Below are 24,573 nucleotides of genomic sequence, written 5' to 3' on the forward strand. Positions count from 1 at the left end.
CTTGATCGGATACTCAAGCACATAGTCTTTACCATTAATATGACGGGTTTCTTTGCCTTCAGCTAAAAGTGTTCCAAAGCCAGTTGGGGTAAACACCGCCCCAAGACCCATACCAGCTGCCTGAATACGGCACGCCAGATTGCCTTGCGGTACCAGTTCAAGTTCAACCTTTCCGGCACGGTACAGTTCATCAAACACATAAGAGTCAGACTGACGTGGGAAAGAGCAAATCACTTTTTTAATTGAACCGGCTTTGAGCAGCTTAGCGAGACCATAATCGCCATTACCGGCATTGTTGCTCACAATGGTCAGGTCCTTAACGCCAAGTTCAATCAGACCGTCAATGAGTTCAGCGGGTTGTCCTGCGGTACCAAAACCACCAATCAGAATGGTTGCACCATCTTTAATCTGCGATAAAACCTCGCTTAGTGAGGACTTACTTTTGTCAATCATTAGACAACTCCATTGTGCTCATTGAAGAAGAGAGAGGTAAGAGATTTAGGCACACTGAGGCGAGAAGAATAGATAAATATTTCACTCAATCCCGAGTGTTTCCCTTAGATTTCCCTTTTAAACATTTTTGATAATTTTCAGATTTTGATCTAGTCAGCTATATATAGTTTTGTTCGATTTAGGATTTTTTTGTTCGACTATCGAACATTATCTAAGTAAATTACTTATTTAATCTTAGAAATACAAGTTGTAAAAAAATACTAATTATTTTGAATAGATATGTAGAAATACCATATTCACTTAGGCTATTTTATAGGTAAAAATTACCACCTATCCTGTATATAAAATCTTAATTTTGTGATTGTAAAATCAAGCGAGCAAGTTCTAAATCATCAGGGTAAGTAATTTTTATATTATCAGAACGCCCCATGACCACCTGTACATTCTCTCCTATAGATTCAAGTGCACTCGCCTCATCAGTAATAGTCAAATTATTTTTTAGCGCTGTTTCTATCGCTTTTTTAAGAATTCCAATTTTAGCAATTTGAGGAGTTTGAGCTTGCCACAACAGCTCTCGACTCACAGTTTTATCAATTTGCTGTTCCTGATTCACTTGTTTTAGCGTATCGCGTACCGGAATTGCCAAAATAGCACTCTGATTAGTCTCAATTGCATTTTTAACAAGAGTATTCAAACATTCAAAAGTCACACAAGGCCTTGCTGCATCATGTACTAATACCCAATCATCCTCATCCGCAATCTGTGATAGATAATTCAGCGCATTTAATACCGAGTGCACACGTTCAACGCCACCATTACAAAAATGCGCTTTATGCTTATCTTGAAAAGATAAAGTTGAGGCAAAAGTATCTTGTTTTCCAATTGCCAAAACATAACCCGTCAGCGGAAGCTGACTTAAACGCTTAACCGTATGTTCTATAACAGTAGCATCTTGAATATATTGGTATTGCTTTAATTCAGTTTTGGAAAACCGACTTCCTGAACCAGCCGCAGGGATAACTGCCCATAATTTAGTCTGGGATGTCTGGTGATGGAGGTGTCTCATTAGTTTCCAAATCTACTTTAGCGTTCGGGTCAATATAAATAGGTTTGTAATGGGTACTAATTGTACTCATTTGAACAAATGTCTCATGTGGCTTAACCAAACCTAGATCTAGGCGAGCATGCTCTTCTATCGCCTCCGTACCATTCTTTAGGTCGAAAACTTCAGCTGCCAAAATACGGTTTCGCTCTTTAAGCTCGTCATTTACTTCGGCTTGTTGTTGAATCTGCTGCATAAGCGCTTGATGAGGAAAATAACCACCCTCACCAAACCAAAACTGATATTGCAATATAGCCACTAAAACAATAACCAGTAGCAATATAAGTTTGCTTGAAGTGGAACGAAATACTTCTAACATAGCATTAAGAGCTTTAATTAAAAACTTTGATTAAGTTTTTGTATTGTATGACAATTTACAAGCAGCATGCAAAATTCCTGCAAAGTTCCTGCAAAACGATGAATGGTCATATTACTTTAAATTGACCATTGTGACATGTTTCATTTTGTCAAAATTCAACTCAATTGGAAAGGAAAATAATGTTTATGAACACAACTGCTTATAAATCAATCTATGCATATAAAAATACTTCTAATTAACAAAAAAAGTGTCTCAATAAATATAAAAAAGCTCTCCTGAAAGATATAAAGAAATAGATTCTCTGAACATAAAGACTATCTTCTTACCACCAATGACCAAAGTTTAAATATTGTATTACTTACAATGCTTGATTCCGGCCGTAGTTTTATTCAAGATGATAAATTAATAAAACAGAATTTTTTAAAATTTAATAGCTGTATCATCATTTTTTTCAAGCTCGGCCCTTCTATTCTATACATGAGATTTATATCTTTTAATTTCATATAACAATACACATATATCAATTTCTTAACCAATAACCACTTAAAAAGTATATTTTTTTTAATTTTATTCTGATATGAATTTTAAATGTATTTTTTATACATATTTAAACAAGTGAGAAAAAGATGGATCTTTCTAATATTCTTATAGGTGACACAACGTGGTCCTTTGTTTTAGAAATTTTGGTCCGTTGTACCATCATGTTTATCATTATCATTAGTTTTCTAAGGCTATCTGGTAAACGTGGTATTCGGCAACTCTCCTTATTTGAACTTGCCATTATTTTATGTTTAGGTTCTGCTGCTGGCGATCCTATGTTTACTAAGGATTTACCGATTGCCCATGCATTGATAGCTTTTATCGCTATTCTTTCTCTATATCGTCTTGTCACTTGGGGCATGGTAAAACATAAAAAAATTGAAGACTTATTAGAAGGAAAAGCGCTCTGTGTCGTTAAAGAAGGCCTTTTAGTCTACAAAGATTTCCAAAAACAGACCTATTCTCATGATGAGTTTTTTTCGGAAATGCGCCAACAAAACGTTGAACATTTAGGCCAAGTCAGAACAGCCCTGCTTGAATCAGATGGTATTCTGAGCTTGCTTTATTATGAGGATGAAGATGTCAAATGGGGACTTCCCTTATTCCCTGATGCTTATCGTAAAGCAGAAGTTCTTAAAATTAATACTTTTTATTCCTGTATGAAATGTGGCGAAACTAAAATTTTAAATAAGCTAGATCAAGAATGCTCTCGTTGTCATCACCACAGTTGGGCTGAATCTTTAAAAACCCGGCGCTTAGGGTAAATAAAAAAGTGCTATTTCTAACACTTAGAAATAGCACTTATATTTAAATATTAATTTTTCATCAATATTTAAATAAATAAAACTTTATTCAAAAGATTAGTTTAAACCTTTGAATTCAGCTTTACCGCGGTAAACCGCTTTAGTTAACTCTTCAATACGAAGCAATTGGTTATATTTAGAAACACGGTCAGAACGGCAAAGTGAACCAGTCTTAATTTGACCTGCTGCTGTACCTACTGCTAAATCAGCAATAGTTGAATCTTCTGTTTCACCAGAACGGTGAGAAATAACAGTAGTGTAACCATTTGCTTTAGCAAGGTAGATTGCATCTAAAGTTTCAGTCAATGTACCAATCTGGTTATATTTGATCAAAATTGAGTTACCAACTTTTTCATCAATACCACGTTGTAAAATCTTAGGATTAGTTACGAATAAATCGTCACCAACCAATTGGATTTTATCACCAAGAATTGAAGTTAAGTAACTCCAACCTTCCCAATCAGACTCATCCAAACCATCTTCAATAGAGATAATTGGATACTGCTTAACAAGACCAGCTAAGTAATCAGCAAATTGATTGCTTGTAAAAGACTTGTTGCCTTCACCTTCAAGAATATATTGACCATTCTTGTAGAATTCTGAAGATGCACAGTCAAGTGCAAGCATAATATCTGAACCAGCTTTATAACCAGTTTGCTCAATTGCTTGAAGAATTACTGTAATCGCTTCTTCATTTGAACGAAGGTTAGGCGCAAAACCACCTTCATCACCTACAGCTGTGTTCAAACCTTGTTTCTTAAGAACTGATTTCAAAGAATGGAATACTTCTGCACCAGCACGTAATGCTTCAGCGAATGAAGTGAAACCAACTGGCTCAATCATGAATTCTTGAATATCAACAGTGTTATCTGCGTGAGCACCACCGTTCAAAATGTTCATCATTGGTACAGGCATAGTCAAAGTAGTTTGACCACGTAAGTTAGCAATGTATTGGAACAATGGAAGTTTTTGTTCAGCTGCTGCTGCGTGAGCTGCTGCTAAAGATACCGCCAAAGTTGCATTAGCACCTAATTTAGATTTGTTTTCAGTGCCATCAAAAGCAATCATTTTTTCATCAAGCGCTTTTTGTTCAAAAACACTTTGACCAACAAGCAATTCATGAATTGAGCTATTTACATTCTGAACAGCAGTACGAACGCCTTTACCTAAGTAACGAGATTTGTCGCCGTCACGAAGTTCTAAAGCTTCACGAGAACCAGTTGAAGCACCAGATGGTGCACATGCACGACCAACCACCCCAGATTCTAAGATGACGTCTGCTTCGATGGTTGGGTTACCACGAGAGTCCAAAATTTCACGTGCACGAATGTCAACGATTTGGCTCATGAACAATTCCTCAGTTGAATGAATAACGCGATGCAAATTCCTGCATCAATGAGTATCTAACTTTTTGAATCCTTTAACTAAAGTATCCAATTCTTTTAGTTGTGCCAAGAATGGCTCAAGCTGTGACAAGCGCAATGCAGATGGTCCATCACATTTCGCTTTGTCTGGATCTGGATGAGACTCTAGGAATAATCCCGCTAAACCTGTTGCCATACCAGCACGTGCCAATGTTGTAATTTGAGCACGGCGACCACCAGCTGAATCCGAACGACCACCTGGAGTTTGTAAAGCATGAGTCACGTCAAAGAATACAGGTACATTCATTTCTTTCATGATGTCAAAGCCAAGCATGTCTACAACTAAATTGTTATAGCCAAATGCTGAGCCACGCTCACAAAGAATAAGTTTGTCATTTCCCGCTTCTAAACATTTATGCAAAATATGGCGCATTTCATGAGGAGCCAAGAACTGTGCTTTTTTAATGTTGATAATAGCTTGGGTTTTCGCCATTGCTTCAACAAGATCAGTTTGACGGCTTAAGAAAGCAGGAAGCTGGATAATATCAGCGACTTCGGCAACTGGCGCTGCCTGATATGGTTCGTGAACGTCGGTAATAATTGGTACATTAAAATGTTTTTTAATGTCGCCTAACCATTCAATACCTTTTTCAAGTCCAGGACCACGGAATGAATGCAAACTAGAACGGTTTGCTTTATCAAAACTCGCCTTAAATACATAAGGAATATCTAGGCGTTTACAAATATCAATATAAGTTTCAGCAATTTCAAAAGCTAAATCTTTTGACTCGAGTACGTTCATTCCGCCAAATAATACAAATGGCAAATGATTTGCCATTTGTATATCGCCTAAACGTACAACTTCTTGTGGTTTTAATTGTGACATTTAAACTTTCCCAGTTTATTTTAAAATCGCATTACTTACTTTTTTGATGCTGTGTTTTTGCAGCGTTAATAAAACTAGCAAATAATGGATGCCCATCACGTGGTGAACTTGTAAATTCCGGGTGGAATTGTACAGCAATAAACCAAGGATGTTCAGGAATTTCTACAGTTTCAACTAAATGTTGCGCTGAAGAATAACCAGAAATCTTCATGCCCGCTTGTTCAATCGCTTCAATGAAACGATTATTCATTTCATAACGGTGACGATGACGTTCGGTAATCTCAGCTTTTCCGTAGACTTCACGAGTTTTTGTGCCTTCAACCAATTCTGATTTTTGTGCACCTAAACGCATTGTTCCGCCTAAGTCAGACTCAAGGCTACGCTGTTGTAATTCACCGCGCTCATCTAACCATTCGGTAATTAAACCAATCAATGGATATTTTGTAGAGCGGTTAAATTCTGTAGAAGAAGCTTCTGGCATACCTGCAACATGGCGAGCATATTCAATAACAGCCAACTGCATACCCAAACAGATTCCCAAGAAAGGAATACCATTTTCACGTGCGTATTGAATAGCTTTCATTTTGCCTTCAGTACCACGCTCACCAAAACCACCAGGAACTAAAATCGCATCAGCTGTTTTCAAAGTAGAAACATCTTGACTTTCAAGCTCTTCAGCATTGACATAATCAATTTGTACTTTTACGCGATTTTTAATACCAGCATGTAACAATGCTTCGTTTACAGATTTATAAGCATCCGGTAATTCAACATACTTACCGACCATTGCTACACGTACTGTGTATTCCGGGTTAAGTAATGCTTCTACAACATTATCCCAATCAGTTAAGTCAGCTTCCGGTAAATCAGTAAAACCAAAACGTTCACAAATCAGGTCATCTACATTTTGCTCATAGAAGCCACGTGGAATTTGATAGATCGTTTTCGCATCTTTACACACGACAACCGCACGAGCTTCTACGTTCGTGAATAACGCGATCTTACGTTTAGTGTCAGCATCAACATCATACTCAGTACGACAGATAAGAATATCTGGCTGAATACCGATTGAAAGTAACTCTTTTACAGAGTGCTGAGTTGGTTTTGTTTTTAACTCCGCTGCTGACTTAATATATGGCAACAAAGTTAAATGCATAAGCATGGTACGTTTATGGCCCAGCTCAACCATTAACTGACGAACCGACTCCATAAACGGTAAAGATTCGATATCACCTACAGTACCACCGATCTCTACGATAGCAACATCATAGCCTTCGCCCGCGCGGAGTACACGTTCTTTAATATTGTCGGTAATATGAGGAATAACCTGAACTGTACCACCTAAGTAATCACCACGACGCTCTTTATTTAAAACGTCTTGATATACACGACCACTAGTGAAGTTGTTTAGTTTGGTCATTTTCGCGCGACGTAAGAAACGTTCGTAATAACCCAGATCCAGATCTGTTTCTGCACCATCTTCGGTAACAAAAACTTCACCATGCTGGAATGGGCTCATTGTCCCTGGATCGACATTAATATAAGGATCCATTTTAACCATTGTGACTTTTAAGCCACGAGCTTCCAAAAGTGCAGCAACAGAAGCAGCAGAAATACCTTTACCTAGCGATGAAACCACACCACCAGTGACAAAAATAAAATGGGTCATTAAGTTTCTCGTACAATCAAGCCGAAATCGGCCTACAATGTTTGGCAATTTTACTGTACTCTGCCCCTATAAAGCAAAGTCAAACCGCATCAATTCAAAGAACAATAAACAACTGGTTATTCTATCAGCATTTTTAATAAAAAATTAGCTCAATCTGACATGATTTTTTCATCGCTATTTACTGTTATAATGCCAATTCCTCAATTAAATGTTGTTTAGGGCAATGGCAAATAAAAAACTTTTAATCTGTGCTGCAATTGCGGCTGGACTATTGTTAACCGCATGCGTTAAAAAAGAGACACCGAAAGAAGAAGAGCAAGACAAGGTTGAAACTGCTGTTTCAGAACCTCAACCACAGAAGCCTGCAAAATTTGAATCTTTAGAGAGTGTAGATACTCAAGAAGCTCAAGTTCAAGAGCAACCACAAGTTGAAGTTCATCGTGAAGAAACTGCTAACACGACAACTGAAATTCGCCGTGAAACTCGTCCTGCGCGTTCTGATGAATCTTCACAGACACAAGTTGCTGAACAACCTAAATCTGAGACACTAAAAGTAGAACCTAAACCAGAAAAAAAATCTGAGCCTAAAGCTGAACCTAAACCGGAAAAAGCTCAGTCAAAACCAGCTGCTAAGGCAACTGAGCCTGCGAACACAGAAGATGATGCCGTTGCTGCTGCTATTGCTGCTGCAACACCAGCACTTAAGAACTAAGCTTCTGTTCAAGAATGCCCAAATTATTTTTTTAATTTGGGCATTTATATAAATAGTCATAATATAAATAAATTTAATTTTTATTACTTTTTGTCTTTAAAGCTCTCCTGTCTATCATTTTAGGACAATCTATTTTCAATCATTCGAAATTTATTGACTCCAATCTAGTCTGCTTATAATTTTTATTAACAAGTTCCTTTTTGGAACTTAATCTAAAAGAAGATTGGAGCAAGAAAATGAAAACAGCTTTAAACCGTACACCAGCCTCTTTTCCTGTCCGCCGCATGGACTACAATTTTGAAGATACTCCGCGCTATTGGTGCAATCATGAGCCTTCTCTCACCCACTATTTCACGGGTCTTTCAACTTTATTTCCTGAAGGTGAATCATACTTTGTTAGATCTGTCCGTGCTTTACGAGCTAAAGCTAAAGAGAATGAAATTCTAGACAGAGAAATAGGTGCATTTATTGGTCAAGAAGCAATGCATTCTAAAGAACATCATACTTTCCATGTCAGTGCACAACAATATGGTTTAAATCCAGAATCACTAGAGAAAGCTACAGGTATTGTTCTTAAAGCTATTGAGAAAGTTTTTAGTAAAAAATGGAATTTATTGGTAACTGTTGGATTAGAACACTATACAGCTGTTCTGGTAGTCAGCATGATGCAATCCGTGAATGAGCTTATGACCGACAACACTATTCGCAACTTATGGTTATGGCACAGTGTTGAAGAAACCGAGCATAAAGCTGTTGCATTCGATTTATATCAACACCTATATGGCAACGGATTAGATGCATATATTCCACGTGTTGCAGTTTTTACATTCAGTTTAGTTCTGATTACAGCCTTTTCAACTATTTACCATATTGTTCTAATGAAACGAGATAAGCAACTGACCAATTTCAGAACTTGGCGCAACTTTTTTAACTTTGCGAGCAAACAATATAAAGTGTTGATTCCTAAATTTCTTGAATACTACCGTTTTGATTTTCACCCCAACCAGACAGATGAAAAAGCTTTAGTTGCCGCTACAAAAGTAAAACTTGGAATAAGTGATAGATCACCCCTCTTATCTTAGAGTATAAAAAATAAAGCCCGAGATCTGGGCTTTATTTATATGCAAAGACTATCTATTTATTATGTTCAATTAAAAAATAATCAGCCATGAGACGTGCTGCCCACGATGTACTGCGCCATCCTTCATAAAATGCACAATGACTTCCTTTTTTCGTTGTCACCACAGCAACATTGCTCATCTGCTGAATTGGCTCTTTATATGGCTCTAAATTTTTAATAGAACATACAGGGTCATCTTCAGCATTCAAAATCATTAAAGGAATTTTAATATTTTCGAATACATAAATCGGGTTAATAGATTTACAGTAAGTTTCATAATCTTCAAAACCCGCCATTTCGAAGTATTCTTTTTCAAATTCTTCCAAATTGGTTGCTGATAAAACCCTCTCTAAAGATGCAATCTGACTCCATGTATTTTGGTACGGATAAATAAAATACTTGAAGAGCTTTTTAGTCATCATTTTACTGTAAAAAGGATGGACATTTTTAAAACCAATTTCCGTGTTATAGCCCGGACACATCGCAAACGCAGCTTTAAAAGGTGTGTCTTCGCCTTGTTCACCCAGATAACGAACTAGTAACCCCGTACCCGCCGAAGAACCTACCGCATATAGATCCGATGCCGGAAATAAACTTTGAATATGGTTAAGTTGTTCTTTTAAATCACTCGTAGAACCAAATAGAGAAATTTGTGGCACAGGCATCGGCAAACCTGCGTGACCACGGCGCAGGCATAATGCAATTCGCCAGCCTGTGTATTGATTTAAATCACGTACCAATTCACGCATACTCTCAGGTGTACCTGTAATGGTATGCATAATTACAACTGTTGGTGTATCTGGCGGTAAGTTATAGCCATACCAAGCAATTGCGGTAATACCACCATCACTCATCGTGAGTTGATCAATTCGATCATATGCCAACTTTATGGTCTGTTTTCTAATAAGATCAAAATAAAGTAAGTGAACATGACTATTTGTGAGCCAAGGCGTAGGACGATATTTCTGTTTAAGTTGTGGCAACTTATCCAAAATATCTTTTATTTTTCCTTGAGGATGATAATAAACTTTTGGATGCTCAGCGCCCAACACTAAATCGAACAGCTCCGAACTGAAATCTTTAATTTTATTAAAAACAAATATGCCCATATCCAATAACTACCTATGACTATGAGTTAAATGATTGCCGCACTATGGCTGCAACCTGCCGTCCCCAAACTACGTAAACTTCTTTACTTGGATGAAAACCGTCACTTGCCATAGGCAAGTTCATGGCTTGAAAAGTTTCAATATCATATTCAAGAAACTTAAAATGGCTTTGTGGTGCTAACCATTGTTGTAATTTTTGATTCATTTGCTCTGCATATTGCCCAAACAACCAAGCTAGTGGATTCGGTAAAGCCGGGAAATGTTGCATTGGAGGCACACCGGAAACGATAATCAACTTTGGCTGAAAACGTTTCTGTATATGCTCAAATAATTGCTTCTGTTGTTTAATCCATGATTTAGCAGAGGTCAACTTTGTGACATCATTTACACCAATAGATGTCACAATCACATCATACTTCTGCTCTTCTAAATGCTGCAAAGCATTAAAAACTTGTCGAGTTGTATCACCAGTTTTAGCATGAAGTTTCCACTGTAGGGAAAATTCATTTTGCAGTTCTTGAATAATAGCACCAGACAAGGCATCTTTCTGATTTTCTACACCAACACCCGCTGCGGCAGAATCCCCCAAAATAAGCAGAGATAAAGATTTACCTTGACCAGCTCTACCTTCTCGCTCACCTTTGGCTTCTGCTAAACGTGGTGTGTTCTTTCGAACTTTATGACCTTGTATGAATAATACTGGTAATAAAAACAACGTTGAAAGTTTTAACCACATTTTTATATACCTCAATATTCTTTCTTAGGCTATTTAACAAAATTATTGAGGTTTAAATTGAGCTATTCGTATGCCCATTTGCTCAGCTAATGCAGCTAAACCGCTCATTGGACGAATCATTACTTCAAAATCAACAATTTTACCCTGCTCATTAAAACGAATCATATCAATACCTTTTAATGATTTATCTCCTACATCCGCACTAAACTCCAGCACAACATTTTCACCATCTTCCGTGTAAAATTCTCGATGATAGGTAAAATTCTGAAATACCTGAATTACATTGGTGAGAATAAAGAAAACAACTTGTCTTCCCTCATAAGGTTTATAAGCGACCGGTGAACGGAAAACGACTTCATCTGCCAGCAAATCATTTAAGTTCGATAAGTCATTTGACTGAATCATGTAATGCCATTTTTCTAATGACTGTTTAGTTATTTCGAGTGTCATTTTTTATTTTTCCTTCAAATAGGTTTTAGTAATGAGCATTCTCTTACCCAAGACAATGCTCATTTAAGTCATTAAAGTACCGCTGCTAGTTCAGCACCTTGACGAATAGCACGTTTAGCATCCAACTCACCTGCTTCTTTAGCACCACCAATCAAATGAACATTCTTACCATCTGCTTTTAATTGGTCATACATCGCAGTAAATGATTCTTGGCCCGCGCAAATCACAACATTATCAACCTCAAGCACTGTTGGTTTGCCATCAACAGTAATATGAAGCCCTTGATCATCTACTTTGTCGTATTGCACACCTGCTAACATTTTCACGTTTCTGTTCTTAAGCCCGGTACGGTGAATCCAACCAGTCGTTTTACCCAGCCCCGCGCCTACTGAGGAAGCTTTACGCTGCAACAAATAGATTTCTCGTTCAGAAGCTTCAACTTTTGGCTGCTTTAAACCTCCGACATGTTCATAGTGAGTATCAATACCCCACTCTTCATAAAATTTTTCTGGATTTAAACTGCCACTTTCACCTTCATGGGTTAGGTACTCAGCCGTATCAAAACCAATACCACCCGCACCAATAATGGCAACACGCTGACCTACTGGTACACGCTCTTTAAGCACCTGTAAGTAGCTCAACACTTTTGGATGATCAATACCTTCAAATTGTAATTGACGAGGTGTTACACCAGTTGCTACTACGATTTCATCAAAGTCTGATTGACTTAACTCTTCATAAGTGGCTGGATGGTTTAATACAAGTTCAATGTTTGGGCGTAATTCAATTTGACGATTGAAATAACGTAATGTTTCGTAGAACTCTTCTTTACCTGGCACAGTTTTAGCGATATTAAACTGACCACCAATTTGATGACTTGCTTCAAAGATTTTAACTTGGTGTCCACGATCTGCCGCATATACAGCAAAACTTAAACCTGCTGGCCCGGCCCCAATGACAGCAATATTTTTCTGATTTTGTGCTTCTTTAAAGATTAGTTCTGTTTCATAACATGCTCGAGGATTAACCAAACATGTTGCAATTTTCATAGAGAAAATGTGGTCGAGACAAGCTTGGTTACAGCCAATACACGTATTAATTTCATCGCTACGGCCTTCACTTGCTTTTAAAACAAACTCAGGATCTGCAAGCATTGGACGTGCCATTGAAACCATATCCGCATGACCCGACGCTAATACATGTTCAGCCATTTCTGGTGTATTAATACGGTTCGATGTAATTAATGGGACTGAAACTTCACCTTTTAATTTTTCAGTGACCCAAGTAAATGCAGCTCTTGGAACTTTGGTGGCAATTGTTGGAATACGAGCTTCATGCCAGCCAATACCCGTATTAATGATCGTAGCCCCAGCTTTTTCAATCGCTTTAGCAAGTTGAATCACTTCTTCTAAAGTAGAACCGCCTTCAACTAAATCAAGCATTGATAAACGGTAAATAATAATAAAGTTTTCACCCACTATTTCACGTGTACGTTTTACAATCTCAACAGGAAAACGAATACGGTTTTCATAGCTACCCCCCCATTCATCATCACGATGGTTTGTTCTGGCTGCAATAAACTCATTAATTAAATAACCTTCTGAACCCATAATCTCAACGCCGTCATATCCAGCGTATTGAGCAAGCTTCGCACAGTTTGCAAAATCATCAATCGTTTGTTGAACCTCAGCAGAAGTCATTGCTTTAGGCTTAATGGGATTAATAGGTGCCTGAATTGCCGAAGGCGCAACAATCTCTGGCTGATAAGAATATCGGCCCGTATGTAATATTTGTAATGCAATCTTCCCGCCAGCAGCATGTACAGCTTCGGTAATGACTTTATGTTTTTCGGCTTCTTCTGTGCTATCTAACTTAGAAGCATGAGCAAAGGTTAAACCTGCCTGATTGGGTGCAATACCGCCAGTAACAATGAGTCCAACATCACCTTTAGCACGTTCTGCATAAAAAGCTGCCATACGCTCATAACCACCAGGCGCTTCTTCTAGACCAACATGCATAGACCCCATCAATACGCGATTTTTTAATGTCGTAAAACCTAGATCTAATGGTTTTAATAAATGTGGATATAACGACATAACAACTCCTTGGCTTGCTAATCTGCTTGCTTAATGCAACTTGTTGCACAAATTTATAATCAAATTTTGACTTTTATGCAACATGTTGCATAATCTAATGAGTCACACTTTACTTTTGCTTACAAACGGATTGCCATGTCACTTCCTCATGTTTTATTGACCAGTTTACTAGAACGGCCAAGCACGGGCTTTGAACTCGCCCGCCGTTTTGACCGATCTATGGGCTTTTTCTGGAATGCCACACATCAGCAAATTTATCGTGAACTCAATAACATGCTTAAAAAAGGCTGGGTTTCCACTTTAGAAAATGAGATGGATAGTGGCCGAAAAAAAACTTATCAGGTCGAACAACTTGGCCGTATTGAACTCGCTTCATGGATGACACAGCAAAGCGAACCGGCACAGCTTAGAGATGACTTAATGGTAAGATTGCGCGCTGAGGCGCAATTGGGCAATAATCAAATATTACCCGAACTGTTACGACATCTTGGTCTACATCAAGAAAAGCTTAAGCTTTACCAAACTATTTATGATAAAGATTTTAAAGATAGCGATGATTTGAATAATCGAGTGTTATATATTCATAAAATGATCTTAGAACTCGGCATTACTATGGAAACTGAGTGGATCAAATGGTTAGAACAAGTCATCCCGCAATTAAAACTCTTTGCTCAAGATAATGTATCTGGAGAATAATCATGCCTTATTACACCATGCCCGATCAGGAAAGTTTATTTGTACGCCGTGTTGGTCGTGGTGAACCGGTTTTAGTTTTATCTGGCTTAGGTATGCAAAGTTGGCAATGGCTACCTTTTATCTATGCAAATCGTAAAGAATACGAGTTTATTATTCCCGACTGGCGGGGCTTTGGCGGTTCAAAAAATTGTGCAATTCCCGAGCAAGATGCCATATCAAGCCACTGGCAAGATGTTGCTCACTTAATTGAGCAATTAAAATTAGATAAATTTATTTTAATGGGCTACTCAATGGGAGCCACCACTGCAATGCATGGCATGAAACATGCTCATCTAGCTCAGCAGTTAAAGGCCTATTTACATATCGATCAAACGCCTAAAATTTCAGTAGATGCTACATGGCAATATGGGTTATTTGGGCCATTACATGCCCAATTTAAACAATTACTCAATGATATTTATCAGTTATTATCAATCCATAAAAATGCTAAATATCTTTATGAATTATCACTTCCGGACCGTCAAAAGTTGGTGCGTTTGTGGGTAGATTTTATTGAATTGCAAAGTAGCAATCCGTTTAGTCCTTTTGTTTTTAAAACTGCATTAAAACAACCATTTTTACAAAAATATCTTCTTCCGATTCAGCGTTTAGACTACTTATTTTGGTATGTCGAAAATTATCTTTTCCACAACGAAGATTATCGTGAAGCACTTCAGCAATTACAGTGCCCAACAACTTTCTTTATTGGACGCAATTCGACACTCTATCCAGAAACGGGCCAAACCCTGATTGCACATAGTGTCGAACATGCAAAAACAATTTATTTTGAACGTTCAGGCCACACACCATTATTAACCGAGCCAAAAAAATTCGGGCATGAAATCACTACTTTTTTATCCGAACTTAAACATGCTTCTTAAAAAAAAGGATCTGCTAAAACAGATCCCTTTTTAAATGTTTACATCATTAAGCCGAATGAGCTAATTCACTTGCTTTTAATTGTTTAGCAACATTTAACAAAAGCTGTTCAGTTTTATCCCACCCTAAACAACCATCCGTTACCGACTGACCATAAGTCATTTCACATGAAATCTTCTGGTTACCATCAACTAAATGGCTTTCAATCATGACACCCTTTACCTGAGTTTTTAGACGTTCAGCAACTATTTGCCGCAAAACTTCTGGCTGACGTAAAGGATCTTTACCACTGTTGCCATGACTACAGTCAATAACTAAGGCAGGTAGATTTTGTTTGTGCTTTTCTCTAATTGCCTGAATTGAAGCGAAATCATAATTAGGGCCATGATTGGCTCCACGTAAAATCAAGTGTGGCAATGGATTTCCAGCACTCTGAATCACTGAAGGCAAACCTTGCTGATTCATACCTAAAAATTGATGCTCATTTTGTGCAGACTGAATAGCATCTAAAGCAATTTGAATTGAGCCATCCGTACCATTCTTGAAGCCAATACTGTATGGCATATGACTTGAGATTTCACGGTGAATCTGGGACTCACTAGTACGAGCTCCAATTGCACCCCAAGCCAATAAATCATCAAAATAGCCTGTTGCCATTGGGCTTAAAATTTCGCTCGCAATCGGCAAGCCTTTTTCAATAATTTGTAAATATAGCTCACGCGATTTTTCTAAACCTAATTGTAGATTAGATGAACCATCAAGGTTTGGGTCATACATAAACCCTTTCCAACCTACTGTTGTACGTGGCTTTTCAATATAAGCACGCATCACAATGAAGATTTGATCTTTTACTTTTTCTTGTAATTTTTGCAATCTATCTGCGTATTCAAGTACAGCAACTGGGTCATGAATTGAACATGGTCCTGTAATAACCATTAAGCGCTGATCTTTGCCAGCAAGAATATTTTGAATAATTTGACGATGTTCTGCAATTTGTCGTGCGAAGGTCTGCACAAGCGGGTATTTAGCTTTTAACTGAACAGGTAAACTAACTGGTGTTTCTTTTGTATTGCTTTGAGTTAGTAAAGTATTTAAGGCATTCATTGGTCTTTTCCTTTGGACTGAAACCTAATCAGTCCGATCATTTATTTGAGCGTTTTGGATCTATTCGTTGGCAAAGGTAGACAAAAGTAAAACCAATAAAAGTTGCTAAAGTATGAATAAGTCATGTTGTTCATTTTGAAGTCCTCGATTTGAAAAAGATAAAGCATAAAAAAACCTGATCGGGGTTGCCGATCAGGTATTAACTGTGATGGGCAACTCTCGTGCCCGAATACGCTCAGGCAACTATCTAAATTGCCAGAAATAAAAGTAAGCGTTAGAATTCACAGATTGATTTAACATCTTTATCTCAAATATTAAAAAATGTTCCTTAAATCTAAAATACGCATTGTTGATGACTTTGACAAGTATTTTTTGCGAAAAAATTGCTTATTTTTTTCACTTAAAATTTAATTGAACACTTTCAGAATTAACGGATTAATCCTTGGGGCTGTAAAATAATTAAACCTGCTCCGCAAAGCACGATTAAACCACCTAAGATATCCCATCTGGTTAAAACGACTTGATCTACAAAACGAAGCCACATAAGCGCAGTAAAAATATAAATACCGCCATAGGCTGCATAAATCCGTCCAGAAGCTGCCGGATGTAATGTCAGCAACCAGACAAACACGGCCAAACTCAGTGCTGTAGGTAACCATAGCCACGCAGACTTCCCTTCTTTTAAAATAAGATAAGGAAAATAACAACCCAAAATCTCAGCGATTGCAGTAATAATAAATAACCCGAACACACTAAATATTCGGGTTATAGAAAGACTATCAATTAACATAAATTAAGCTGGTTCTGCCGTATGGTGATCTTCAAACACTTCAAGTTTTAGACCCACTGCTTTACCATCTTCTTTCTTCACTGATACCGCAACATTACCGCCATGATCTGCAAGTTCACCAAACAGAATCATTTCAGCTAATGGTTTCTTCAAGTGTTCTTGAATGAGACGTTGCATTGGGCGAGCACCCATTAAGCGATCATAACCATTTGTCGCCAACCAGTCGCGTGCACTTTGATCGACATCTAAAACTACGCGTTTTTCATCTAGCTGCGCTTGCAATTCTGTCAAGAACTTATCAACTACAGATTCAATCACTGTGGTTGGTAAAGCTTTGAATTGAATAACACCATCTAGACGGTTACGGAATTCAGGTGAGAATGCACGTTTCATGGCTTCTTGGTTGTCCGAACTATGGTCTTGCTCTGTAAATCCAATGCTTGCACGAGAAATACTTTCTGCACCAATGTTCGTCGTCAACACAATAATGACATTTCTAAAGTCTGACTTACGACCATTATTGTCTGTTAATGCACCATGATCCATGATTTGTAATAACAGGTTAAACACATCAGGATGTGCTTTCTCAATTTCATCCAGTAACAATACACAGTGTGGATTTTTATGAATCGCATCTGTGAGTAAGCCACCTTGGTCATAACCTACATAGCCTGGAGGAGCACCAATTAAACGAGAAACAGCATGACGTTCCATATACTCAGACATATCGAAACGAACAAGCTCTACACCTAAAAGTTTTGCTAATTGCTTCGTAACCTCAGTTTTACCTACACCCGTTGGACCAGCAAACACAAAGCTACCAACAGGTTTATCCGGTGATTTCAAACCAGCACGTGACAACTTGATTGCAGAAGCTAGTGCAGTAATTGCCTCATCTTGACCAAATACAACACGTTTTAGGTCACGCTCAAGATTTTCAAGTACAGATTTATCATCTTTAGATACAGTTTTAGGCGGAATACGCGCAATCTTAGAAACGATATCTTCGATGTTTTCTACAGTAATTAAGCTGTCTTCACTTTCTGCTTTTAGACGGCGCTGTGCACCTGCTTCATCAATGACATCAATCGCTTTATCTGGCAAGAAACGATCATTAATAAATTTCGCAGAAAGCTCAACCGCAGAAACCAAAGCTTTGTCGTCATACTGTACATGGTGGAAATCTTCAAACTTCGTTTTCAAGCCACGTAAAATATCAATAGTTTCAGAAATGCTCGGTTCATTTACGTCAATTTTTTGGAAACGACGAGATAACGCATGATCCTTTTCAAATACCTGACGATATTCTTGGAACGTTGTTGATCCAATGCAGCGTAAAGTACCATTTGCTAAAGCTGGTTTGATGAGATTCGAAGCATCCATCGTACTGCCCATACTTGAGCCTGCACCAATGATCATATGAATTTCATCAATGAATAAAATCGCATTCGGATTTTTCTTCAAAGCGTTTAACAATTGTTTTAAACGTTTTTCAAAGTCACCACGATATTTTGTACCCGCAACCAATGCACCAATATCAAGACTGTAAATTTCTGCATGGCTTAGCGGTTTTGGTGCTTTACCATTTACAATGAGCCAAGCAAGGCCTTCTGCAATTGAAGTTTTACCTACACCTGGGTCGCCTACTAACAATGGATTGTTTTTACGACGACGGCAAAGAATTTGTGCTGTACGCTCAATTTCTTTCTCACGACCAATGAGTGGATCAGTTTTACCTTTTTGCGCTTCAACATTTAAATTGAGCGTATAAAGTTCTAATGGTCCGGCATTGCCTGAATTGCTTTCACCTTCAATGTCTTCAACTTCTTCTTCAACCTGAACTTCGTCTTTACGTGTCCCATGAGACAAGTATTGAGTTAAAGTCAATCGATTAATTTGATGACGTTTAAGCAGATAAACAGCAAAAGAATCACGCTCTGAATACATTGCGACCAAAACATCCGCACCTTCAACAGTACGGTCACCACCACTCGATTGAACGTGGAAAATTGCACGTTGCAAAATGCGGTCGAAACTTTCTGTTGGATGTGGAGCTTGCTCGCTATTTTCGCCAAGCTTAGGAGTATGTTGTTCTACATATTCTTCTAATTCTTTACGTAAAGAAACAATATCAGCTCCGCATGCTTTTAATGCATTCACAGCCGAATCGTTATCGAGTAAGGCTAATAGTAAATGTTCAACTGTAAGAAACTCATGTCTCTTTTGACGAGCCATGCTAACAGCCAAACGTAATGATACTTCTAATTGACGACTGAGCATGTGACCCCCTTATGCTTTAGGCTCAATCTGGCAAAGTAATGGATGACCTTGCGATCGAGCGTAATTATTAACAAGGTTTGCCTTGGTTTCCGCGATGTCTCTTGGATATACCCCGGCAGTACCTTTACCTTCATAGTGTACTGTTAGCATTACTTGAGTTGCTTGGTCAAGATTCATTGCAAAGTATTGTTGTAAAATTTCAATTACAAAGTCCATTGGCGTGTAATCGTCATTCAATAATACCACTGCATACAAGGGAGGACGCTTGAGTTCGGGAGGTGCTGTTTGCACAACAACCTCTCCGTCATGATCTTCGTTTTGCGAATCACTTAAGCGTGGATTGAAGTGCCAATCGACATAGCCAGACTGCTGAAAAGAAGCCTTAATATCTTTTAAATTTGTTTGACGCTTATTTGTTCGCATATGATGTTACTATTGTGAATTTGCTTCAGCTTGAGGAATTTCTGCAACAAAAGCAGAAGGTGTTTCGACAGGTTTACCACGCTGCCAACTAAAACGCTTAATAACCGGTGTATCAGAACCGCCTGTTAGACGCACTTCAATAAATTGAGGTGTGAACCCCTTAGGCATCGTCCAACGGCCAGTCAAACGCTCAAAATCAGTGAAGTTAAAGTTCTTATCTTCAAGTGGTACCACTAAAACTTCTGTATCTTTAATCAGTCTTATTTCAACTGAACCTGAAGCACGGCGTTTACTCGGGCTAACTTGTACCAGATCAAGCTGATATTCATAAGCATTTTCCGGTAACGGTTTAATCGCTAAATTCTGAATTGTTAAGCTTAAACCACCACGTTGTCTTAAAATTTCACGGTAGATGTTACTCATACCTTCTTGCTGCGTTTTATCAGCATTGGCTTGATTAAGTGCTTCAAACAAATCATTGGCATTTGTAACAGCAACATCACGCTCTTGTACAGCCGCATTCAAACTTTTGTTAACTGCATCTAATGCTGTTTTTTGTTTTTGCACTACCTCAACCAATTGCTCTGCATCTGCATCGTAACCAACAACAGTTAAACCTTGACGGTGCCCAATTGTATAGCCGAGCGCAAAACAACCACTCATTAAAATAGCGGCACCAATAAATAATGGTTTATTGGTGTTTAAAAATTTTTTCTTTTGCAACGAACTTTCTACAGAAGTCGTCTGTTCCGAGTTTTGCATCGTCATCTCAGTGTTTAAGATCAGAGTCAAGACACACATTTAAATCGAAATTTAAATGTGTGTGAAGCAAAAAAGAGTTTTTTATGGTAATAAACCAATCCCTTGTAAGCCTTCATCTTCATTAAAGCCAAACATAAGGTTCATATTTTGTACAGCTTGGCCAGATGCACCTTTTACAAGGTTATCTTGAGCCGCCAAAATAATGAGTTTATTTGGTTGTGGTTTATACAAAGCAATACGTAATTCATTTGCTCCGCGCACGCTGCGAGTTTCAGGTGAACTATTTGCAGGCATGACATCTACAAATTTTTCATTTGCATAGAAGTTTTCATACAAAGCTTGTAAGTCTGTTTGTTTACCCGCTTCTGTCAAGTCTACATAAATTGTACTTAACATACCGCGAATCATCGGTACTAGGTGCGGAACAAATAAAAGACCTTCAAAAACATCTTTCTTACCTGCAATATTTTCCAAAGCCTCTACAATCTCTGGATGGTGGCGATGGCCTGCAACACCATAAGCTTTAAAGTTATCCGCATTTTCACTGTAAATCATGCCCAAACTTGCTTTACGACCAGCACCAGAAACACCGGATTTTGCATCAATAATAATATTCTTTGTTTCAATCAATGCTTGTGCCGATTTTAAAAGAGGAGCCAAGCCCAGTTGAACAGTCGTTGGGTAACAACCCGGATTACCAATGACTTGAGCTTGCTTAATTTTTTCACGATTTAACTCAGTTAAACCATAAACAGAATCTTTTAGTACATCTGGGCAAGCATGCTCCATACCATACCACTTTTCAAATTGCTCAAGATTCTGTAAACGAAAGTCAGCAGCTAAATCAATAACTTTGGTGCCTGCTGCAATCAAATCTTTCGCATGTTGCATCGCAACACCATGAGGAGTTGCAAAAAATACAACATCACACTCTTTTAATGCATCAATGTTTAAATCTGAAAATTGAAGATCTGTATGCCCACGTAAGTTTGGGAACATATCAGCAACTGGTTTGCCCGCTTCTGTACGTGAAGTCAGAACTCGAACCTGCGCTTTTGGATGCCGTAATAAAATACGTAATAGTTCAACGCCTGTATAACCAGTTCCACCAACAATTCCGACAGAAATCACGTGCATTACCTCAAATTTTGAATCTATACTTGCGGTAGTATGACAGGATGTCTAGGCTTACAAAACCATTTCATGCTTGGTAATTTTAATTTTTTTATTTTAAACGATAATTACATAGCACTTGCCGGCCTGTCAGTACCAAACAAATATCAGTAAATAAATACCAAATTTATTTTTGGAGAGCTAGGATGCTTGATCAATCAAAAGAAATAAAAGTGTGCACTTATCTCGGCCTCACGACTTTAATTTTAAGTGTAGCCCTTGTCGGGTGTGGTGGTGGTAGCAGTAGCGGAGGTTCATCTAACACGCCTAAACCGTCTGAACCCACTCCTGAAGTCATGACAGATATTACGCTTAAAACCCCTGTCGAAATGCGCAATGTTCAACTCAAGTTATATGATAATACCGACAATAGTATTTTGATTGATACCCAAGTTGCCAGTTTAACGAGTTACGACATTAAACTTCCAAGCACAAAACTAAATCGTCTTTATCGTGTTGAAGTCACGACCCAAGGCTCATCTCAAGTATTTGATCCAACCAAATCTGAATATCAAAATATTTTTGGTGTTTATCACGCTTTTATTACCCCAAGCTCGATAAGCAATAAAACACAATTGATCAGCCCAACTTCAGAAGCAATTTATCAACGCGCTGTGATTCTTTCAGGTCAGTTGCCTAATGAGACAATTATCCCAACCCGTATTGAACAATTACATGTTGACTTAGCCTCTCAAGATGTCTACAGATCTCTTCTTAATGCGTTTAAAGATACCAATATTCCAAGTTTAAGTCCGGCAAGTACGCTTACAATTTTAAATTTATTGAAATACTCAACCACAAAGCCAAGTACTTATGTGGATAGTTATCTAAGCTTTGGTTATCTTCAATATTGGTCAAGCATCCATAATACGAATTCACCTTATCAAGATCTTACCCAAAGTCTCGCTACAGATTTAAAAGATGGATATTTAGACGGCAAAAAACTTATTGGGGACAAAACATCTTTTACCCCTATCTTCACCTCAGCCCCTGATAATATTGATCCAGCAAAAAATACACTTTTAGATATCGCAGCTAATCAAAAGGTAATACGTGATTATTTTGCCACTAATCTAAGAGCAGCCACCTTTAAACTAGCAGATTTGCAAGATCAATCCCATTTAGACCCAATAGGTTATGATCTACTGGACAAGAAACAATATTCGGGGATTATACCTTCTGGTAATACGTCTGAATTTTTCCGTATAGATGGTGCGGGAGATTACCGACGTGCTGTTGGCTTTAGTGGCATTACAGCGACCTGCAATGGATCAGCTTACCCGTGTAAACAAGGTTTAACTAGTATCAATATTTCTGACCCAAAACTACCAGCTACAGACTATTTAGTTGGTCACTATGAAGACAGTACAACAGGCTGCCAACTTAACTTCCGTGCTAATGGTCAAATTGAATTAATTAAAGGCTCTCAAAGCTATCGCTCTGCCTTAAGCGCAGATAGTACAGATAACTTACTGCAAACCGACGCTGCAAGTTATAGTTATTTACTTAACTCAAGTTCATCCGAACCTAACAATTCAACACAGCAATATAATTTTATACAGCTACATATTAAAGCGAACAAGATTGTTAGTGCTCAAGCAGGCCTTGATAGCCGCAAAGCACCAGATGTCTTACAAACAACACAATTAGAGTGTAGCTTTAGCTAAGTTGTAACATACCACCATGCAGGCAATGGATTACCTTTTAATTGTCTGCGATGCTGCATATAGTTAGGGTCGAACTTTGCAACTTCGGCCCAAAATGCAGGACTATGGTCGAAGTGTTTGGTGTGTGCTAGTTCATGAATGCAAACATAACGGGTAATTTGAGCAGGCATAAGAACCAGACCTGCATGCAGCATAATATTATGTTGACTACTGCAACTTCCCCAACGAGTTTTAGGACGCCGAATTGTACACTCTGCATAACTCAGTCGAGTTTTTTGGCTAAGTTCTGACAAAAGTGCTGGCAACTCTTGTTTTGCATAAGCAATAACAGCGTTTTGTAAAGCTTGATAGGGTTGTTGATCTTTAATAAATAAATAACTATCTTCCCAATCAAATTGAAAAATGCGATGTTGCTTCTGCACAACAATTTGAAAAGGCTGTTCTCTATTAAAAAAAGAAATTTCTGAAGGAATTTCAAATGAGGTAGATTGAACGTGGTGCTGTTTATTCCACGTCTCGATTAACCATTGTTCAGACTGAGCTAAAAACTGCTGAATTTGTTTCTTACTACAAAATAACGGCACAGTAAGTCGTATAGACGCAGGCTCAACACGTAAGCGCAATTTTCTTGCCCTTACGTGACGAACAATTTTAATTTCTGGCATTTCCACAGACATTACTGTGCAGTACGCTCTTCAATACCATCATTTGTTGCAACAATTGCAATCGTTGCTGGATTTAACGCAAAAATACCGTTAGTCACAACACCCGGAATGTTGTTAATTGTCTTTTCCAAATCAATTGCATTTAAGATGTTCAAATTAAATACATCTAAAATAACGTTTCCGTTATCTGTTACCACACCTTCACGATAAACCGGATCACCACCTAAGCTTACCAATTTACGAGCTACAGCCGAACGCGCCATTGGAATAACTTCTATTGGTAATGGGAAATCACGACCAAGTTGATCAACCCATTTCGAATCATCAACGATACATACAAACTTTTTAGCAATTGAGGCTACAATTTTTTCACGAGTTAATGCTGCGCCGCCGCCTTTAATCATATGCATATGACGATCAATCTCATCTGCACCATCAACATAAGCATCAAGGCTACCCACATGGTTCATATCAACCACTTCTATGCCTAATTTTTTAAGACGGTCTGCTGTTGCTTGAGAACTTGCCACTGCTGCTTCTAATTGTAGTTCAGGCAATAAATCAATCAGGAAGTTTACAGTACTTCCAGTTCCTACCCCCAAAATGCCACCTTTGGGTAAGTGTTTTAAAGCAGCTTTCGCAGCAGCTTGTTTCTTTTCATCTTGGGTTGCATATAGGCTCATTACATCACTCAACTATTTTTTGACATTTATGCGCCAATAAACGGCGCAAATGC

The 24,573-nt window shown here is 38.1% G+C and carries 24 protein-coding genes; 6 read left to right on the top strand and 18 right to left on the bottom strand.

Annotated features, from left to right (window positions below; translation table 11 throughout):
- From RFX69_RS02595 to ftsB, 3 genes are all read right to left on the bottom strand, one after another.
- Positions 1-453, bottom strand: a 453-nt coding sequence (locus tag RFX69_RS02595) for a 3-oxoacid CoA-transferase subunit A (RefSeq protein WP_309168611.1), incomplete at its 3' end; no start/stop codon positions are given.
- A 349-nt stretch (positions 454-802) separates the two neighbouring features.
- Positions 803-1,519, bottom strand: coding sequence for a 2-C-methyl-D-erythritol 4-phosphate cytidylyltransferase (ispD, locus tag RFX69_RS02600; protein WP_005128529.1), 717 nt, complete (start codon positions 1,517-1,519; stop codon positions 803-805).
- The gene (ftsB, locus tag RFX69_RS02605) at positions 1,485-1,874 is read right to left on the bottom strand and encodes a cell division protein FtsB (protein WP_289332584.1); all 390 of its coding nucleotides are present in this window, start codon (positions 1,872-1,874) and stop codon (positions 1,485-1,487) included. The genes ispD and ftsB overlap by 35 nt, the downstream gene beginning before the upstream one ends.
- A gap of 626 nt (positions 1,875-2,500) precedes the next feature.
- On the opposite strand from ftsB, the gene RFX69_RS02610 reads away from it, so the two are divergent.
- The gene (locus tag RFX69_RS02610; protein WP_000366082.1) at positions 2,501-3,178 is read left to right on the top strand and encodes a DUF421 domain-containing protein; all 678 of its coding nucleotides are present in this window, start codon (positions 2,501-2,503) and stop codon (positions 3,176-3,178) included.
- Positions 3,179-3,274: 96 nt separating this feature from the next.
- Here RFX69_RS02610 and eno read toward each other — a convergent pair whose 3' ends face one another.
- From eno to RFX69_RS02625, 3 genes are read right to left on the bottom strand one after another with little or no spacing between them, the layout of a single operon-like run.
- Positions 3,275-4,564, bottom strand: coding sequence for a phosphopyruvate hydratase (gene eno / locus RFX69_RS02615; protein WP_000078452.1), 1,290 nt, complete (start codon positions 4,562-4,564; stop codon positions 3,275-3,277).
- Positions 4,565-4,609: 45 nt separating this feature from the next.
- Positions 4,610-5,467 (bottom strand): 3-deoxy-8-phosphooctulonate synthase, encoded by an 858-nt coding sequence (gene kdsA, locus RFX69_RS02620; RefSeq protein ID WP_000080538.1) that lies wholly within the window; start codon positions 5,465-5,467, stop codon positions 4,610-4,612.
- Between the two features lie 31 nt (positions 5,468-5,498).
- Positions 5,499-7,136, bottom strand: coding sequence for a CTP synthase (locus RFX69_RS02625; RefSeq protein WP_272300736.1), 1,638 nt, complete (start codon positions 7,134-7,136; stop codon positions 5,499-5,501).
- Positions 7,137-7,359: 223 nt separating this feature from the next.
- On the opposite strand from RFX69_RS02625, the gene RFX69_RS02630 reads away from it, so the two are divergent.
- On the top strand, positions 7,360-7,848 hold the full coding sequence (locus RFX69_RS02630; RefSeq protein ID WP_289332583.1) for an internalin: 489 nt from the start codon (positions 7,360-7,362) through the stop codon (positions 7,846-7,848).
- 236 nt (positions 7,849-8,084) lie between these two features.
- On the top strand, positions 8,085-8,930 hold the full coding sequence (locus RFX69_RS02635) for a metal-dependent hydrolase (protein ID WP_289332582.1): 846 nt from the start codon (positions 8,085-8,087) through the stop codon (positions 8,928-8,930).
- A 52-nt stretch (positions 8,931-8,982) separates the two neighbouring features.
- Here the strand turns inward: RFX69_RS02635 and RFX69_RS02640 are convergent, their stop codons facing one another.
- The 4 genes from RFX69_RS02640 to RFX69_RS02655 form a co-directional block, all read right to left on the bottom strand.
- A complete protein-coding gene (locus tag RFX69_RS02640; protein WP_289332581.1) occupies positions 8,983-10,077 on the bottom strand; it encodes a YheT family hydrolase in 1,095 nt (364 codons plus the stop codon).
- A 19-nt stretch (positions 10,078-10,096) separates the two neighbouring features.
- The gene (locus tag RFX69_RS02645; protein WP_289332580.1) at positions 10,097-10,813 is read right to left on the bottom strand and encodes an SGNH/GDSL hydrolase family protein; all 717 of its coding nucleotides are present in this window, start codon (positions 10,811-10,813) and stop codon (positions 10,097-10,099) included.
- A gap of 42 nt (positions 10,814-10,855) precedes the next feature.
- Positions 10,856-11,263: a nuclear transport factor 2 family protein gene (locus RFX69_RS02650; RefSeq protein WP_000171434.1), complete on the bottom strand. Its 408-nt coding sequence runs from the start codon at positions 11,261-11,263 to the stop codon at positions 10,856-10,858.
- Between the two features lie 71 nt (positions 11,264-11,334).
- A complete protein-coding gene (locus RFX69_RS02655) occupies positions 11,335-13,359 on the bottom strand; it encodes an NADPH-dependent 2,4-dienoyl-CoA reductase (RefSeq protein WP_000061168.1) in 2,025 nt (674 codons plus the stop codon).
- Between the two features lie 135 nt (positions 13,360-13,494).
- Here RFX69_RS02655 and RFX69_RS02660 point away from each other — a divergent pair, with 135 nt between their 5' ends.
- Complete coding sequence (locus RFX69_RS02660; RefSeq protein WP_000056571.1) at positions 13,495-14,055, top strand: PadR family transcriptional regulator; 561 nt, start codon at positions 13,495-13,497, stop codon at positions 14,053-14,055.
- A 2-nt stretch (positions 14,056-14,057) separates the two neighbouring features.
- Positions 14,058-14,975: an alpha/beta fold hydrolase gene (locus RFX69_RS02665; RefSeq protein ID WP_001147222.1), complete on the top strand. Its 918-nt coding sequence runs from the start codon at positions 14,058-14,060 to the stop codon at positions 14,973-14,975.
- A 46-nt stretch (positions 14,976-15,021) separates the two neighbouring features.
- Here the strand turns inward: RFX69_RS02665 and RFX69_RS02670 are convergent, their stop codons facing one another.
- The 6 genes from RFX69_RS02670 to argC form a co-directional block, all read right to left on the bottom strand.
- The gene (locus tag RFX69_RS02670; protein ID WP_024437554.1) at positions 15,022-16,077 is read right to left on the bottom strand and encodes a 3-deoxy-7-phosphoheptulonate synthase; all 1,056 of its coding nucleotides are present in this window, start codon (positions 16,075-16,077) and stop codon (positions 15,022-15,024) included.
- Between the two features lie 427 nt (positions 16,078-16,504).
- Positions 16,505-16,867, bottom strand: a complete 363-nt coding sequence (locus RFX69_RS02675) for a YnfA family protein (RefSeq protein ID WP_002040450.1) — start codon at positions 16,865-16,867, stop codon at positions 16,505-16,507.
- A 3-nt stretch (positions 16,868-16,870) separates the two neighbouring features.
- Positions 16,871-19,147 carry an ATP-dependent Clp protease ATP-binding subunit ClpA gene (gene clpA / locus RFX69_RS02680; protein ID WP_000952702.1) on the bottom strand — a complete coding sequence of 759 codons (2,277 nt, stop codon included), beginning with the start codon at positions 19,145-19,147 and terminating at the stop codon, positions 16,871-16,873.
- 9 nt (positions 19,148-19,156) lie between these two features.
- On the bottom strand, positions 19,157-19,570 hold the full coding sequence (clpS, locus tag RFX69_RS02685; protein WP_001260033.1) for an ATP-dependent Clp protease adapter ClpS: 414 nt from the start codon (positions 19,568-19,570) through the stop codon (positions 19,157-19,159).
- Positions 19,571-19,579: 9 nt separating this feature from the next.
- Positions 19,580-20,338 (bottom strand): DUF6776 family protein, encoded by a 759-nt coding sequence (locus RFX69_RS02690; protein WP_086223979.1) that lies wholly within the window; start codon positions 20,336-20,338, stop codon positions 19,580-19,582.
- Positions 20,339-20,413: 75 nt separating this feature from the next.
- Positions 20,414-21,469, bottom strand: coding sequence for an N-acetyl-gamma-glutamyl-phosphate reductase (argC, locus tag RFX69_RS02695; protein WP_000558176.1), 1,056 nt, complete (start codon positions 21,467-21,469; stop codon positions 20,414-20,416).
- 182 nt (positions 21,470-21,651) lie between these two features.
- On the opposite strand from argC, the gene RFX69_RS02700 reads away from it, so the two are divergent.
- On the top strand, positions 21,652-23,172 hold the full coding sequence (locus tag RFX69_RS02700) for a hypothetical protein (RefSeq protein WP_289332579.1): 1,521 nt from the start codon (positions 21,652-21,654) through the stop codon (positions 23,170-23,172).
- On the opposite strand, the gene RFX69_RS02705 is transcribed toward RFX69_RS02700, so the two are convergent.
- Entirely contained in the window at positions 23,169-23,849 is a 681-nt protein-coding gene (locus RFX69_RS02705) for a SprT family zinc-dependent metalloprotease (protein WP_000110121.1), read from the bottom strand. The genes RFX69_RS02700 and RFX69_RS02705 overlap by 4 nt on opposite strands.
- The gene (rpiA, locus tag RFX69_RS02710; protein ID WP_195707407.1) at positions 23,849-24,520 is read right to left on the bottom strand and encodes a ribose-5-phosphate isomerase RpiA; all 672 of its coding nucleotides are present in this window, start codon (positions 24,518-24,520) and stop codon (positions 23,849-23,851) included. The genes RFX69_RS02705 and rpiA overlap by 1 nt, the downstream gene beginning before the upstream one ends.
- Positions 24,521-24,573: the final 53 nt, after the last annotated feature.

Origin of the sequence: Acinetobacter sp. 148 (genome assembly GCF_031196675.1) — a bacterium.
Classification (GTDB): Bacteria; Pseudomonadota; Gammaproteobacteria; order Pseudomonadales; family Moraxellaceae; genus Acinetobacter; species Acinetobacter baumannii.

What these genes read in the sequence shown, in the direction of transcription:
- RFX69_RS02705 (WP_000110121.1), bottom strand. Translation starts at nt 23,849, where the DNA reads ATGTCTGTGGAAATGCCAGAAATTAAAATTGTTCGTCACGTAAGGGCA.
- RFX69_RS02610 (WP_000366082.1), top strand. Translation starts at nt 2,501, where the DNA reads ATGGATCTTTCTAATATTCTTATAGGTGACACAACGTGGTCCTTTGTT.
- eno (WP_000078452.1), bottom strand. Translation starts at nt 4,564, where the DNA reads ATGAGCCAAATCGTTGACATTCGTGCACGTGAAATTTTGGACTCTCGT.
- RFX69_RS02635 (WP_289332582.1), top strand. Translation starts at nt 8,085, where the DNA reads ATGAAAACAGCTTTAAACCGTACACCAGCCTCTTTTCCTGTCCGCCGC.
- clpA (WP_000952702.1), bottom strand. Translation starts at nt 19,147, where the DNA reads ATGCTCAGTCGTCAATTAGAAGTATCATTACGTTTGGCTGTTAGCATG.
- RFX69_RS02675 (WP_002040450.1), bottom strand. Translation starts at nt 16,867, where the DNA reads ATGTTAATTGATAGTCTTTCTATAACCCGAATATTTAGTGTGTTCGGG.
- argC (WP_000558176.1), bottom strand. Translation starts at nt 21,469, where the DNA reads ATGCACGTGATTTCTGTCGGAATTGTTGGTGGAACTGGTTATACAGGC.
- RFX69_RS02625 (WP_272300736.1), bottom strand. Translation starts at nt 7,136, where the DNA reads ATGACCCATTTTATTTTTGTCACTGGTGGTGTGGTTTCATCGCTAGGT.
- RFX69_RS02690 (WP_086223979.1), bottom strand. Translation starts at nt 20,338, where the DNA reads ATGACGATGCAAAACTCGGAACAGACGACTTCTGTAGAAAGTTCGTTG.
- kdsA (WP_000080538.1), bottom strand. Translation starts at nt 5,467, where the DNA reads ATGTCACAATTAAAACCACAAGAAGTTGTACGTTTAGGCGATATACAA.
- ftsB (WP_289332584.1), bottom strand. Translation starts at nt 1,874, where the DNA reads ATGTTAGAAGTATTTCGTTCCACTTCAAGCAAACTTATATTGCTACTG.
- RFX69_RS02665 (WP_001147222.1), top strand. Translation starts at nt 14,058, where the DNA reads ATGCCTTATTACACCATGCCCGATCAGGAAAGTTTATTTGTACGCCGT.
- rpiA (WP_195707407.1), bottom strand. Translation starts at nt 24,520, where the DNA reads ATGAGCCTATATGCAACCCAAGATGAAAAGAAACAAGCTGCTGCGAAA.
- RFX69_RS02630 (WP_289332583.1), top strand. Translation starts at nt 7,360, where the DNA reads ATGGCAAATAAAAAACTTTTAATCTGTGCTGCAATTGCGGCTGGACTA.
- clpS (WP_001260033.1), bottom strand. Translation starts at nt 19,570, where the DNA reads ATGCGAACAAATAAGCGTCAAACAAATTTAAAAGATATTAAGGCTTCT.
- RFX69_RS02700 (WP_289332579.1), top strand. Translation starts at nt 21,652, where the DNA reads ATGCTTGATCAATCAAAAGAAATAAAAGTGTGCACTTATCTCGGCCTC.
- RFX69_RS02650 (WP_000171434.1), bottom strand. Translation starts at nt 11,263, where the DNA reads ATGACACTCGAAATAACTAAACAGTCATTAGAAAAATGGCATTACATG.
- RFX69_RS02645 (WP_289332580.1), bottom strand. Translation starts at nt 10,813, where the DNA reads ATGTGGTTAAAACTTTCAACGTTGTTTTTATTACCAGTATTATTCATA.
- ispD (WP_005128529.1), bottom strand. Translation starts at nt 1,519, where the DNA reads ATGAGACACCTCCATCACCAGACATCCCAGACTAAATTATGGGCAGTT.
- RFX69_RS02660 (WP_000056571.1), top strand. Translation starts at nt 13,495, where the DNA reads ATGTCACTTCCTCATGTTTTATTGACCAGTTTACTAGAACGGCCAAGC.
- RFX69_RS02655 (WP_000061168.1), bottom strand. Translation starts at nt 13,359, where the DNA reads ATGTCGTTATATCCACATTTATTAAAACCATTAGATCTAGGTTTTACG.
- RFX69_RS02670 (WP_024437554.1), bottom strand. Translation starts at nt 16,077, where the DNA reads ATGAATGCCTTAAATACTTTACTAACTCAAAGCAATACAAAAGAAACA.
- RFX69_RS02640 (WP_289332581.1), bottom strand. Translation starts at nt 10,077, where the DNA reads ATGGGCATATTTGTTTTTAATAAAATTAAAGATTTCAGTTCGGAGCTG.